The sequence below is a fragment of the Bacillus sp. FJAT-29814 genome (assembly GCF_001510715.1).
Taxonomy (GTDB): domain Bacteria; phylum Bacillota; class Bacilli; order Bacillales; family Cytobacillaceae; genus Neobacillus.
Map to the genome: position 1 here is coordinate 627,317 of NZ_LMTJ01000001.1, position 13,821 is coordinate 641,137.

Below are 13,821 nucleotides of genomic sequence, written 5' to 3' on the forward strand. Positions count from 1 at the left end.
TTGATTTTTCAGAATAAGAGATAATGAGTATAGTAAACATTGTTTAAGGAGGACTAAAGATGAGTATAACAAAAAGTGATACGGCAGTTTTGAAGAATTATATAAATGGAGAGTGGGTAAACTCACTAAGCAGTCAGACGTTGGATGTCCCAAATCCGGCAACTGATGAGCTGTTGACGAAGGTGCCAGTAAGCTCCAAGGAGGACGTGAATCTGGCCGTTGCTGCCGCTAAAGAGGCGTTTCAATCATGGAAAAACGTTCCTGTGCCAAAGCGTGCGAGAATTTTCTATAAATATCACACGCTATTAACCGAGAATCACGAGGAATTAGCTCGCTTGATTGTCCAAGAAAATGGGAAGGCTTACAAAGAAGCTTACGGAGAGGTGCAGCGTGGAATTGAGTGTGTGGAATTTGCCTGCGGTGCCCCAACACTGATGATGGGAGAGACATTGTCCGGAATTGCGGAGGAGATTGATTCGGAAATGTTCCGTTATCCGCTTGGCGTGGTTGGAGGAATTACCCCGTTTAACTTCCCAATGATGGTGCCGTTATGGATGTTCCCGCTTGCGATTGCCTGCGGAAATACGTTCGTGTTGAAGCCATCTGAGCGGACGCCGATTTTGGCTAATCGATTGGTAGAGTTGTTTACTGAGGCAGGGGCTCCAAAGGGCGTTCTAAACATCGTTCATGGAGCTCATGATGTTGTAAATGGCCTTCTTGAGCATAAGGATATTGCCGCTATATCGTTTGTCGGCTCGCAGCCGGTGGCAAAGTATGTGTACGAAAGGGCTGCCGCAGAAGGAAAACGGGTTCAAGCATTATCGGGTGCTAAAAATCATCATATCGTGATGCCGGATGCCGACATGGATAAGGCCGTGCAGCATATTATCAGCTCCACGTTTGGCAGTGCCGGACAACGATGCATGGCTTGTAGCGCGGTAGTGGTTGTCGGTGATAACAAGCCGTTTGTGCAAGCGCTAAGAAAAAAAGCAGATGAATTGATTATGGGGAATGGCATGGACGAGGAAGTCCTGTTGACACCGGTAATCCGCAAGGAACACCGTGAAAAGGTTCTTGGCTACATTGAGAAGGGGATTACGGAGGGGGCAGAATTGATTCGGGACGGCCGCAAGGAAATAGATGACCATCCTGCCGGAAACTTCCTCGGCCCGACCATTTTTGATCACGTAACACCTGAGATGACAATCGCCCGTGATGAGATTTTCGCCCCGGTATTAAGCCTGTTGCGAGCGAAGGACTTGGATGAGGGCTTGGAGTATATCCGCAGGTCGAGATACGGAAATGGGGCCACGATTTATACAAACAACGCCAAGGCAATCCGGCAATTCCGCGAAGAAGCCGACGCGGGCATGCTCGGCATTAACGTCGGCGTCCCGGCCACCATGGCCTTCTTCCCATTTTCCGGCTGGAAGGACTCCTTCTACGGCGACATGCACGTCAACGGGAAAGACGGCGTCAACTTCTACACCAGAAAGAAAATGATCACCTCCCGCTTCGACGCCTAGGCAAGGCTTACGCAGTGGGATTGTCACATAAGGATAATGAAAAGATGACATTTGGTGTCAGGCACCAACACCCATTTATTGGAATTGGAGGGATGAGGTATGGTTCAGACAGATCGTTCGCAGGAAACTTTGATTAATAAGGATGATAAGTACATTTGGCACGCGATGAGGCCTTATAGCCCGCAGGCTACGATTGTGGTGGAGAAGGCAGAAGGGTCTTGGATTACCGATGTTGATGGCCGCCGTTATTTGGATGCGATGGCCGGGCTTTGGTGTGTGAATGTCGGCTATGGCAGGACCGAGCTTGCTGAAGCCGCCTATGAACAATTGAAAGAGATGGCGTATTTCCCGCTTACTCAGAGCCATGTGCCGGCTATTAAACTAGCGGAAAAGCTAAATGAGATGTTAGGTGATGAATATGTCATCTTTTTCTCCAACAGCGGATCTGAAGCCAATGAGACCGCTTTTAAAATTGCCCGCCAGTACCACCAGCAAAAGGGCGAGCACAACCGCTATAAAATCGTCTCTCGCTACCGGGGCTACCACGGTAACGGGTTTGGGTCATTGGCGGCAACTGGCCAGGCGCAGCGTAAATATAAATATGAACCGCTCGCACCAGGCTTTGTACATGTGCCACCGCCGGATTCGTACCGCGATGATACAAACGTAGCAGACCCCATGGATTTGTCGTCCGTCAGAGACCTCGACAGAACCATGACATGGGAACTAAGCGAAACGATTGCCGCATTGATTATGGAGCCGATTATTACCGGCGGAGGCATCCTCGTTCCTCCTGATGGATACATGCAGGCTGCCAAAAAGGTTTGCGAGAAACATGGTGCCCTGTTGATTGTCGATGAGGTCATTTGCGGCTTCGGACGGACCGGAAAACCATTTGGCTTCATGAATTATGGGGTAAAACCGGATATCATTACAATGGCTAAAGGGATTACCAGCGCTTATCTACCATTATCGGCAACTGCCGTTCGTAAGGATATCTATGAAGCGTTTAAAGGGACAGATGAATACGATTATTTCCGTCACGTTAACACTTTTGGAGGCAACCCAGCTGCCTGCGCCTTGGCGCTCAAAAATCTAGAAATCATGGAAAAAGAAAAGCTGTTTGACCGATCGAAAGAATTAGGAGAACAACTGTTAAATGACTTGACCAACCTACTTCAGGATCATCCCTATGTCGGCAATGTCCGCGGCAAGGGCCTGTTGATTGGTATTGAATTGGTGAAGGATAAAGATACAAAAGAGCCGCTTGATGTTGGGCTGGTCAATCAAGTTATTGCCAACTGTAAGGATCAGGGCGTTATTATCGGAAAAAATGGGGCAACGGTCGCCGGCTACAATAATGTGCTGACACTATCCCCACCTCTTAACATCGAACAGAATGACCTGAAGTTTCTGATTAAAACATTGACAGAATCGCTTGAGAAAATTAAATAGGATAAAACGAAAACTCGCCAATCGGCGAGTTTCTTTTACCCCACATTAACGGGCAGTAAGACCCCCACCTTAATACTTAGACGAATCGAAGAAGTATAGGTGGGGGATAACTGCCCGTAAATGTCCGATTGGTTCAACTAACAATCAGTGGGGGATGGAAAAACCCCCCACTGATTGAAGTTTCACTTTATGGTGCGGCACGTTCATTTAATCCAGCCTCAATCCCCGCCGTTTCCGGCTGATTCCGTTCAGAATTCTTAACCCTTAGGGTTAGCAAGAGGCCCAATGCCAAACAAATGGTTAAGAAAATAAACGCCGTTTTAAAACCGCCCCAATCCTCGATTAGCCACCCGGCGATGGCAGGACCAATCAACTGTCCCACCGCAAAATAAAACGTCACATAACTGAAAGCAATTGGGATGTCAGCAGGCTTGACATAATCCATGCTGGAAGCCTGTGTCAGGGTAAATAGACCTGTAGTGGTACTGGCTAGCAATACAATATGCAGGGTAAATCCTATAATAGTCGGCAATACCACAGGTAGAAGCATCGACACCATCGTCAGCGCCATTGTCAAAATTAATGAGGTTCTCCGCCCAATCTTATCGGAAATAGATCCCCAAATCGGACCGCTAAAAATCGACAGTATTCCGTTCAACGCCATTAGCTGTCCAGCGAATTTAGCTTCCACACCGGAATCAATCATATAGCTCATGATAAATACGGCCTGAACTATATAGGTAATGCCGACAACTCCATAAATGAGGCCAATGTTGATCACTTTTGGATTTTTGTAGATTTCTTTTGCTGATGGGCGTGGGGAATGCCCGTCTGATGGTATCTCATTTGGCGGATTTTTTATAAAAATGAATGTCAAAACAACTACGATCAAACCTATGACAGCATAAATCCCCCAAGCAAGCCTCCAGCCATCGTTGTTGTTTAAACTGTTTAAATAGGGGATGATGATACCGGAAAACAGCATCCCAATTCCTGCTCCGCTAGTTGTCAACCCAATCAAAAGGCCTTTTTTCTGAGGAAACCAGCCGACTAGCAGTGAAATAAATGGCGTAAAGGTGAAGGATGTCCCAATTCCCAATAACAGCATAAATAAAAATGCAACGGAATAAGCGGATGTGAGCGAAAGTCCGGCCAACCCAACTGTAACAAGTGAAATCCCAAGTAAAACCGTCTTCTTAGAGCCCCATTTGGATGCAAGAATGCCAGCGAAGATTAACGTGCTTAAATATCCAAATGACGTAGTTGTACCCAGAAAACCCGCCTCTTTATATGTAAGTGACAGCCCATCTCTCATAAACGGGAGAATGATGCCATATGACAGGCGTGCAAAAGCTAATACAACAATCGTTGTTAACATGCCAATAATGGCATATAGCCACAATCGTTTCAGATTATCTTTATCCATATGATGCTCTCCTTTTCGATAGAAAAATCCCCTTGCCACACCTCGTCCTATTCTATTTAAATCATTGTGCTGTTGGAAAATGTGATAAACTATTCATGGCTGAAATCGGTATAAAAGGGGTTTGTGCAAATTGAATCAGCGAACAGCAATCATCATTGGCGGGGGGATGGCCGGAAAACTAATTGCCGCCGCAATCTCGCCATATTTTAATAGAGTTGAAATCTTGGAGAAGGATCAAAATCCTGGTAAAAATAGTACAGTCAGAGCGGGAGTAACCCAGGGGAATCACATTCATGCATTGCTTCACGCCGGTGATCAAGCTCTCGAAATTCTTTTTCCCGGTTTTAAACAAGATATGGTTTCACGTGGGTCGATTTTAATTAATTCCACGGGAGATTTGGCCTGGAATCACCATGGTGTTTGGAAAATGCGTTTTAAAGGGAACGATACGACACTGCTGCAAACAAGGCCATTGTTGGAATCTTATATAGAGGAACGAGTCAATTTTATTCCAAATATCCACTATACATATGGCATCAAAGTGCTAGCATATTCCTATCAATCTGATAAAGATGTGATAGACGGAGTGGAGATCCTAGAAAATAACGAACAAAAACATCTAAAAGCAAATATCGTCATCGATGCGAGCGGCTCGAGCTCTTTTACGAAGGCCTGGTTGGAAAAACAAGATAGATTCATTCCGGAAGAAACAGTGGAAATAGGCCTTTGCTATGCAACGAGACAATTTCAATTACAGGAGCAACCAAGGAATTTTAAAATTAAGCTTATTTATCCAGAAGCTCCCTCTCAAACACTCGGGGGCACGCTTTCGATGGTCGAAGACGATAAATATATCGTGACATTAATCGGCTATTTAAATAGCTTGAATCCGGCAGACGTCAGCAGTGAGCAAGGTTTTATTGAACAAGCCTCCAAGCTGCCGTTGCCTGATCTTTATCAGGAACTGGTAAATGGCACCTCCCTATCCGAAACGAAAATTTATAAAGTTCCTCAGATCAAATGGCGCCGGTTCGAAAAAATCAAGCTTCCGGAAGGTCTTTTGGTTGCGGGTGATTCCATTTGCCGAATCGATCCAGTATTCGGTCAAGGGATGAGTATTGCAGCGGTCGAAGCCTTGGCAATTAGAGAATTTTTTTCGGAAGCTTCAATACCGGGCAGCTTGAAAAAATTACAAAAGAAATTGGCGAAAATTGTGGCCCCGGTTTGGTCGATGGTTTTATGCGAAGACTTCCGTTACCCAGGGGTTAAAGGCAAGAAACCATTCGGTTTAGGTTTTCAACAATGGTATGTGAAACGAATTTTTCAACTATCTGCCGTAAATCGGCCCATCTATCAAGATTTTATTAAAGTGATGAATTTGACAGGGTCTGCCTTGATCCTTTTTAAACCATCTACCATCAAAGCAGTTTTTAAAACCAAAGTATAAAATTTTTTTGCGTTAAGTTAATTCCTTATTAATAAAATGGGGTAAATAAGCTAACCAATAAAACGTAATGAGCTAACCGAAATTTTCGGTTGGCTCATTATTTATTTTAAATGAAATTTTCAAAAAATTCCATTGACTTTTATCGATTTTCTATAGATAATAAATAAAATTAAAACAGAAATCAGTAAGGGACTAGTAAATTTTTGGAACATGCCAGAGAGTGAAACCCGTGGCTGCAAGGTTTCTCATGGAAAGAGGATTGAACCTGCCCTATTAAAACTGCTTATGCAAACATAAGCCGTCACCCGCGTTAAGGGATCGAGTGGGTGCATGGCATCAAATAAGGTGGTACCGCGGAAACGACTTTTCCGTCCTTTGTATAGGACAGGAGAGTCGTTTTTTATTTTTTAAAAAAGAAGGGGTCGAAATGAAGAAACAATTGGTAGTTGTAAAAATCGGCAGCAGCTCGCTTACTACATCGTCTGGAGCAATTTCCGCCGAGAAAATGCGGGACCATGTCGAGGCAATCGCGCAACTGAAAAAACAAGGTCATGATGTGATTCTCATTTCCTCCGGAGCGGTTGCGGCCGGCTTTGGGGCGCTTGGCTACCCGGGGCGCCCGAAAACAGTGGCAGGGAAACAGGCTGCCGCGGCTGTTGGCCAAGGGTTGCTAATGCAACATTATAATGAACTGTTTCAAAAATTTGAGATTGTTCCAGCACAAATCCTGTTAACGAGAGAGGATTTTTACAATAAACTCCGGTTTCAGAACTTATATTCAGCGATGACCGAATTGCTGCATCGGGGAGTGCTGCCGATTATTAATGAAAATGATTCGGTCGCGATCGAGGAATTGACGTTTGGCGACAATGACATGCTGTCGGCACTGGTAAGCGGATTTTTACATGCAAATGCGCTGATTATTTTAACGGATGTAAATGGGATTTACGATGGGAACCCAAGGGTTTCGCCAACTGCAAAAAAATATCATTTTATCCCTGAGGTTTCGGAAGATTTGCTGGCCGTTGCCGGTGATAGTGGGTCAAGTGTCGGAACCGGCGGCATGAAATCGAAGCTGCTCGCAGCGAAAAAAGCGTTATCGTTAGGTGTCAGTGTCTTTGTCGGTAGAGGTTCAGGTCCGGAAAAATTGGTAGATATCTTAGCTGGGAAAGGGGATGGCACCTATATCGGCGGCGCGTTCCAAACACAGATGCAAATGCGCAAGCAATGGATTGCTTACCATTCCCAGGTTGGTGGCGTCGTTGAAATCGATGACGGTGCGGAGCAGGCGATTGTACAGAAGGGGAAAAGTTTGCTCCCAGTGGGGGTAACGAATGTCATCGGCGAATTTAATGCCTTGGACGTTGTCGAGGTCCGCAATCAAAAGGGGAAAACAATTGGCAAAGGACAGGTTTATTTTTCAGCACAAGATTTGGTTAAGGTGAAGGGACTTCCCAGTGAACAATCGAAGGCGTATTCGATTAATCACCGGGCTGAAGTGATCCATCGGGATAATTGGGTGAAATTAAGAGAGGAGTGAGGTGCATGACGGAATTGCTATCAAAGGCGAAAAAATTGAAGGCGGCATCAAAAAGACTGGGGATGCTGTCCAGCGTTGAAAAAAACGAGGCGCTCGCGGGGATGGCGAAGCGGATATCGGCGGAAAAGGAGTACATTTTAGGGGAAAATCAGAAAGATATTTCAGTAGGTAAAGCTAACGGTTTATCAGCATCACTGCTGGACCGCCTGCTGTTGACCTCTGACAGGATTAATCAAATTGTTGATGGAATCTATCAGGTTATGGAACTTGAAGATCCGATTGGCGAAAGGATTGAAGCTTGGGACCGCCCAAATGGCCTGCAAATTGAAACCGTCCGAGTTCCGCTTGGGGTGATTGGAATGGTGTATGAGGCAAGGCCGAACGTGACGGTTGATGCGGCGACCCTTTGTTTGAAGGCAGGCAATGCCGTGCTGTTACGTGGCAGTACCTCAGCGTTGACCTCCAATAAAGCACTTGTAACGGTGATGCGTGCCGCACTGGAAGAAACGGCGATTCCGTCGGATGCAGTCCAGCTTTTGGAGGATACAAGCCGCGAAACGGCCTCGGAAATGTTCCGATTGAATCAATATCTGGATGTGCTGATTCCGCGCGGCGGGGCGGGTTTAATCCAGTCGGTGGTGCAGAATGCGACTGTTCCTGTATTGGAAACGGGGGTTGGAAACTGCCATATCTTTATTGATGAATCTGGGAAAAAAGAGATGGCGATTCCGATTGTGCTAAATGCAAAATTACAGCGGCCTTCGGTTTGTAACGCGGTGGAAACGGTGTTAATTCACGAAAACTGGGCTCATACTTCTGAGTTATTGAACGAACTTCATCTTAGTGGTGTGGAACTCCGCGGGGATGATGCTTTGTGTGATGAATTCTCATTTGTCAAACAGGCTACGGAAGAAGACTGGGGGACAGAATTTTTAGCGCCGGTTTTGGCGGTAAAGACTGTTGGAGATGTTAAAGGGGCGGTTGAGCATATTGATCAATATGGAACGAAGCATTCCGAAGCGATTATTTCTGAAAATGATGAAAATGTCTCGTTATTTTTCCAGGCGGTGGACGCAGCGGTGCTGTATCATAATGCGTCTACGAGATTTACTGACGGGGAACAATTTGGCTATGGTGCTGAAATCGGCATCAGCACGCAAAAGCTCCATGCCCGCGGTCCAATGGGTCTGAAAGCAATTACGACTACAAAAGCGATTGTCCGAGGCACAGGGCAAATTCGCGGATAGAACTCCTCTTTATGGGGAGTTTTTTTCTTTTGGCAAATAAACGACTGAGTTATATTATTTTTGCTATAATAGAACATATATTCTCGCGAACTGAGTTGATATTATAATGTCTGACATACAAATTTCGGTACGGACCCTAGTTGAATTTGTTTATTCCAGCGGCAGCATTGATTCGCGTTTCCGGCCGCAATCCACACTTGTGGATGGAACAAGGGCCCATCAAAAAATCCAGAAAACCTATAAAGATGGGGATCAAAAAGAAGTCTATCTAAGCGTGGAAATTCCTTTTGACGGGATGAACTTTGTCATTGACGGCCGTTGTGATGGGCTGCTTTTTGAAGACGGTGAAGTCACAATCGATGAAATCAAGTCTTTCTCTCAAGCCTTAGAGCAGTTAGAGGGGAAGGGCTATCCCGTTCACTGGGCCCAGGCAAAGGTTTACGCCTATATCTATGCCCGTGAACACCAGTTGCAGGACATTTTTGTCCAGCTCACTTACGTCCATACGGAATCCGACCAGAAAAAATACTATAAAAGGAAGTTCACGTTATCGCAACTGGAAGGTTTCATAAATGAAGTAATTAAAACTTACGCACCCTATGCCCGGCTTCAACTAGAGCATATCGCAAACCGCAATGCATCCGCCAAAGAACTTGCCTTTCCGTTCCCTTCTTATCGAAACGGGCAGCGGCAACTGGCAGGAGCGGTTTACAAGACCATGACAGACAGAAAGAATTTGTTTGCAAAAGCCCCGACCGGAATCGGCAAAACCATATCTACGCTGTTTCCATCAGTAAAAGCGATTGGCGAGGGCGAGATTACCCGCATTTTCTATCTTACGGCGAAAACGATTACCAGGACAACGGCAGAGGAAGCATTGGACCGAATGCGCGCCTGCGGCCTTTGTTTAAAGTCGGTTACCATTACGGCAAAAGATAAGGTGTGTTTTAAAGACGAAACCAATTGCCAAAAAGAATATTGTGAGTTTGCTAATGGCTATTATGATCGAATTAACGGGGCTGTCCTGGACATTTTGGCCAATGAACAGGGGCTTACCCGTGAAGTGATCGAGAGGTATGCCCTCAAACATAAGGTCTGCCCGTTTGAATACTCGCTTGACCTTGCCTATGCCGTTGATGCCGTCATTTGCGATTATAATTACATTTTCGACCCACAGGTCTCACTGAAGCGTCTGTTTGAGGAGCAAAAGAAGTCCACTGTCTTACTGGTGGATGAGGCCCATAACTTGGTCGACCGCGGCCGAGAAATGTTTTCGGCCTCCATCAGCAAAGATGTGTTCCTGCAGCTTAAAAAGGAATACAAAGGAATTAACAAGCCAGTCTATGAAGCAGCCGGAAAGGTTAACTCATGGTTTATATCGTTAAAAAAAGAACATCCCAATAAGAATGAATTTGTCATCGAAACGCTTGATGAAGGTTTAATAGAACTGCTCCATGAATTTATTGAAACGGCCGAACCACTGCTTAAGACCGGGCCCCATGCCAATCTACTTGATTCGTACTTTACTGTCCAAAGCTTTTTAAAAATCGCAGAATTGCTCGATGACCATTTCGTAATGTATGGAGAGAAACATAAAAATGATTTTACTCTTAAGCTATTCTGCATTGATCCATCACAACTGTTAAAACAGATGGGGAAGAGCTTTCGGTCAAAAGTATTTTTTTCAGCAACACTGTCGCCGATGACCTATTATCGAGACGTTGTCGGCGGGAATGAAGATGACTTTGCCATTATGATTCCATCTCCTTTTTCCAAAGAACAGACCGATGTTTACCTCAAGCCGTTGTCTACCCGCTACCGGGACCGGGAAAATACAAAGGGGGAAATCGTCGCAGCCATCCGAACATTCATCAAAAACAATCCCGGAAACTGGCTGATCTTTTTCCCATCGTATCAGTACCTGCTAACAGTATACGAACTGTTCAAGCAACAGGATTCCGAGACAAATACACTGGTACAGTCACAGGGAATGACTGAACCTGACCGCGAGGTGTTCTTAAAGGAATTCCAGCCTGATTCAACGGACACTTTACTCGGTTTCGCCGTCCTTGGCGGTATTTTTTCCGAAGGGATTGATTTGAAGGGCGACCGCTTAAATGGGGTCATGGTTGTCGGTGTCGGCTTGCCGCAAATTTGTTTTGAACGAGATCTGATAAAAGACCATTTTAATAAAAACGATAAAAACGGCTACAACTACGCCTACATTTATCCCGGCATGAACAAAGTTTTGCAGGCGGGCGGGAGGCTGATTCGTTCGGAGACGGACAGGGGGACCATCGTCCTGATTGATGACCGTTTCCTAAAGCAGCCTTATCACGCCCTGCTTCCTGAAGAATGGAGCAATTATACAGTAATCTAGAGCACATCTAAAATTGGGTGTGCTTATTTTTTTATAATTTTTTGCATTTTGGATGACAATTTCAGAATTTTTATCATATAATTAATAAAAAGTTGCATTAGGTAAAAACTTTGAAAAGAGGGCAAGAGAGATGGCTCAACCTAATATTATCAAACTGGCAAATGGACAAAAAGGAAACTTAATAAAAATTACCTCCATCAACCTTGATGGAGTGATGAGAAGAAGATTATTGGATTTGGGGTTTGTTGCGGGTGCAGTGGTCGAGGTTGTCCGAAAAAGCCCGCTGGGAGACCCGATCGCTTTCCGGGTCGCGCAAACGACAATTGCCTTAAGAAAAGAGGAAAGTGAAAAAATGGAAGGGGAGCTGGTTGCTAATGGGGAATGAATATCGGATTGCCTTAACAGGGAACCCAAATACGGGAAAAAGCACGTTGTTCAATGCGTTAACAGGCTTACGGCAGCATACCGGCAACTGGGCCGGGAAAACCGTCTCCCTTGCTCAAGGCAGTGTTTCTTTTAAAAATAAAACCTTTCATTTCATCGACCTTCCGGGCACCTATTCGCTGTTTTCGAATTCCAAGGATGAGGAAGTGGCCCGTAATTACATTGTGTTTGAAAAACCGGATGTCACCCTTGTGGTGTTGGATGCCACTTCATTGGAGCGAAACTTCAATCTAGCCCTGCAGGTTCTGGAAATGACAAAAAACGTGATTGTCTGTATTAACCTGATTGATGAAGCGGAAAAACAGGGAATCAGAATTAATGAGCGGTTGCTGATGAACCGCTTGGGTGTGCCGGTCGTAAAAATTTCGGCACGAAATAAGCAAGGGTTTCCGGTATTGCTTGATACGATTGACCGAATTGTCACAGGGGAAATTGAATGCCACCCGACACAAATGCAGTATTCGCCAGAAATCGAAGCGCAAATCGGTAAGATCGAGCCAAAAGTGCGCGAGATGGTCGGCGACCGGATTTCGGCTAGGTGGATATCGCTGCGTTTGCTTGACGGGGATGAGGCGTTATTGACGGAATTGGCGAAGAGATTTGTACCTGAAGGGGTGTCGGGATGAATATTCAACAGCTTTATGCGGAAGCGCAGCAACTATCGACCACAAAAATGAGAGATGATATCGTCCAGCAGCTTTATGAACGAAGTAACAAGCTATGCCAGGAGGGCGTCTCCTACACAAAAACAAAACGGGATACCAGGACGGAAAAACTTGATGCCATTTTTACATCGCCGATATTTGGCTTTCCCATCATGCTGGCGATGCTGGGAATTGTTTTTTATATCACGATTGCTGGGGCCAATATTCCCTCTTCGATGCTGGCGGATTTTTTCGGTTCGTTGGAAAAATATATAACCAGCTTATTTACTTTGGTTCATGCACCGGAATGGCTCCATGGCATGCTTGTACTAGGTTTGTATCGGGGTACAACCTGGGTGATCAGCGTCATGCTGCCGCCGATGGCCATCTTTTTTCCGACATTTGCGCTGTTGGAGAATTATGGCTATCTGCCGCGGGTCGCTTTCAATATGGACCGCTTGTTTAAAAAGGTTGGGGCACACGGGAAGCAGTCGCTGACGATGGCAATGGGGTTTGGCTGCAATGCCGCCGCGGTCATTTCCACACGAATTATCGAATCGCCCCGGGAACGAATGCTGGCGATTTTGACCAATAACTTCGTTCCTTGCAACGGCCGCTGGGGAACATTGATTGTATTTGCAACATTATTTATGGGTGCAGGTTTTACAGGTGCCTTCAAGTCGCTCGTGACAACCGGGGTCCTGGTGGGAATAGTCCTGTTTGGCATCATTGTTACCTTCTTTGTTTCTTGGGTGCTTTCAAAGACGGCATTAAGAGGAGTGCCGAGCCATTATACGCTGGAGCTCCCGCCATACCGCAGGCCCAAAATATTTGATACTGTCGTTCGGTCTTCATTAACAAAATCTTGGTCCGTCTTGGTTAGGGCTGTAAAAGTAGCGGCACCAGCAGCGATTTTGACCTGGGTGTTCGCCAATATCAACATCGGCGACACAAGTATTTTAATGCATGCGGTGCAGTTTTTGGACCCGTTTGGGAAACTGTTAGGATTAGACGGATATATTATGATCGCGTTTATTTTGGGGCTGCCTGCGAATGAGATCGTACTGCCGATTTTGTTAATGGGCTATTTATCCACTGGTTCGCTGACAGAGGTTGACAGTCTGATTGATTTGAAAAAAATCTTTCTAGACCACGGCTGGACCTGGCTTACTGCCTTAAATATGATGCTGTTTTCGCTTCTCCATTATCCATGCGGCACAACCATGCTCAATATTTACAAAGAAACAAAGAGTAAAAAGTGGACATTTCTATCGTTCTTGATTCCAACGGTTATCGCGATTCTCGTCCCGTTCATCATTACCCAAACAGTAAGAATGTTAGGGTTAATTTGATTAAATGGCCCCTTTTATGAAATACTGTATAGGAATGAATTTTTTTAATCGGGAGGAGACCGAAGATGAGCAAAATTGAAGCAGGCGAAATATATACGCTAAATGACGAAAACGGTGAAGAGCAAGAAGTAGAGGTACTCGGTGTCTTAAAGGTCGAAGGAGCGGAATACGCTGTAGTCGCATTTGTTGAGGACATTCAGGAAGAAAATGAGGAAGACATCGATATCTTTTTCTTAAAAGCAGAGGAGGATGGCAGTCTTTCAGAGATCGAAAATGATGACGAATTCGATAAGGTCACCAAAGCTTTTGATGAAATGATGGATGCGGAAGGTGAAGAATAACAACGGAGGGGCAAATAAT

11 protein-coding genes are annotated in these 13,821 nt (G+C 45.3%); 10 read left to right on the forward strand and 1 reads right to left on the reverse strand.

Annotated elements, in window-relative coordinates; genetic code table 11:
- Positions 1–59 precede the first annotated feature (59 nt).
- Together AR334_RS02960 and AR334_RS02965 are read left to right on the forward strand one after the other, a co-directional pair.
- Positions 60–1,526, forward strand: a complete 1,467-nt coding sequence (locus tag AR334_RS02960; RefSeq protein ID WP_066304718.1) for a CoA-acylating methylmalonate-semialdehyde dehydrogenase — start codon at positions 60–62, stop codon at positions 1,524–1,526.
- A gap of 99 nt (positions 1,527–1,625) precedes the next feature.
- Entirely contained in the window at positions 1,626–2,981 is a 1,356-nt protein-coding gene (locus AR334_RS02965; RefSeq protein WP_066304721.1) for an aspartate aminotransferase family protein, read from the forward strand.
- Positions 2,982–3,168: 187 nt separating this feature from the next.
- Here AR334_RS02965 and AR334_RS02970 read toward each other — a convergent pair whose 3' ends face one another.
- Complete coding sequence (locus tag AR334_RS02970) at positions 3,169–4,407, reverse strand: MFS transporter (RefSeq protein ID WP_066304723.1); 1,239 nt, start codon at positions 4,405–4,407, stop codon at positions 3,169–3,171.
- Between the two features lie 130 nt (positions 4,408–4,537).
- Here AR334_RS02970 and AR334_RS02975 point away from each other — a divergent pair, with 130 nt between their 5' ends.
- From AR334_RS02975 to AR334_RS03010, 8 genes are all read left to right on the forward strand, one after another.
- The gene (locus AR334_RS02975; protein WP_066304726.1) at positions 4,538–5,854 is read left to right on the forward strand and encodes a hypothetical protein; all 1,317 of its coding nucleotides are present in this window, start codon (positions 4,538–4,540) and stop codon (positions 5,852–5,854) included.
- A gap of 427 nt (positions 5,855–6,281) precedes the next feature.
- Positions 6,282–7,394, forward strand: coding sequence for a glutamate 5-kinase (gene proB, locus AR334_RS02980; protein WP_066304727.1), 1,113 nt, complete (start codon positions 6,282–6,284; stop codon positions 7,392–7,394).
- Between the two features lie 5 nt (positions 7,395–7,399).
- On the forward strand, positions 7,400–8,641 hold the full coding sequence (locus AR334_RS02985) for a glutamate-5-semialdehyde dehydrogenase (protein ID WP_066304730.1): 1,242 nt from the start codon (positions 7,400–7,402) through the stop codon (positions 8,639–8,641).
- Positions 8,642–8,744: 103 nt separating this feature from the next.
- A complete protein-coding gene (locus AR334_RS02990; RefSeq protein ID WP_066304731.1) occupies positions 8,745–11,021 on the forward strand; it encodes an ATP-dependent DNA helicase in 2,277 nt (758 codons plus the stop codon).
- 130 nt (positions 11,022–11,151) lie between these two features.
- A complete protein-coding gene (locus AR334_RS02995; RefSeq protein WP_066304733.1) occupies positions 11,152–11,406 on the forward strand; it encodes a FeoA domain-containing protein in 255 nt (84 codons plus the stop codon).
- A complete protein-coding gene (locus tag AR334_RS03000; RefSeq protein WP_066304735.1) occupies positions 11,396–12,091 on the forward strand; it encodes a FeoB small GTPase domain-containing protein in 696 nt (231 codons plus the stop codon). Before AR334_RS02995 ends, AR334_RS03000 begins: the two co-directional genes overlap by 11 nt.
- Positions 12,088–13,461, forward strand: a complete 1,374-nt coding sequence (locus AR334_RS03005) for a nucleoside recognition domain-containing protein (RefSeq protein WP_066304736.1) — start codon at positions 12,088–12,090, stop codon at positions 13,459–13,461. Before AR334_RS03000 ends, AR334_RS03005 begins: the two co-directional genes overlap by 4 nt.
- A gap of 65 nt (positions 13,462–13,526) precedes the next feature.
- Positions 13,527–13,802, forward strand: coding sequence for a DUF1292 domain-containing protein (locus AR334_RS03010; RefSeq protein ID WP_066304737.1), 276 nt, complete (start codon positions 13,527–13,529; stop codon positions 13,800–13,802).
- The last annotated feature ends 19 nt before the right edge of the window (positions 13,803–13,821 follow it).

Bases quoted from the DNA above. Each gene is read 5' to 3' on its own strand.
- AR334_RS03005 (WP_066304736.1), top strand. From the start codon at position 12,088: ATGAATATTCAACAGCTTTATGCGGAAGCGCAGCAACTATCGACCACA.
- AR334_RS03010 (WP_066304737.1), top strand. From the start codon at position 13,527: ATGAGCAAAATTGAAGCAGGCGAAATATATACGCTAAATGACGAAAAC.
- AR334_RS02960 (WP_066304718.1), top strand. From the start codon at position 60: ATGAGTATAACAAAAAGTGATACGGCAGTTTTGAAGAATTATATAAAT.
- AR334_RS02965 (WP_066304721.1), top strand. From the start codon at position 1,626: ATGGTTCAGACAGATCGTTCGCAGGAAACTTTGATTAATAAGGATGAT.
- AR334_RS02995 (WP_066304733.1), top strand. From the start codon at position 11,152: ATGGCTCAACCTAATATTATCAAACTGGCAAATGGACAAAAAGGAAAC.
- AR334_RS02970 (WP_066304723.1), bottom strand. From the start codon at position 4,407: ATGGATAAAGATAATCTGAAACGATTGTGGCTATATGCCATTATTGGC.
- AR334_RS03000 (WP_066304735.1), top strand. From the start codon at position 11,396: ATGGGGAATGAATATCGGATTGCCTTAACAGGGAACCCAAATACGGGA.
- AR334_RS02985 (WP_066304730.1), top strand. From the start codon at position 7,400: ATGACGGAATTGCTATCAAAGGCGAAAAAATTGAAGGCGGCATCAAAA.
- proB (WP_066304727.1), top strand. From the start codon at position 6,282: ATGAAGAAACAATTGGTAGTTGTAAAAATCGGCAGCAGCTCGCTTACT.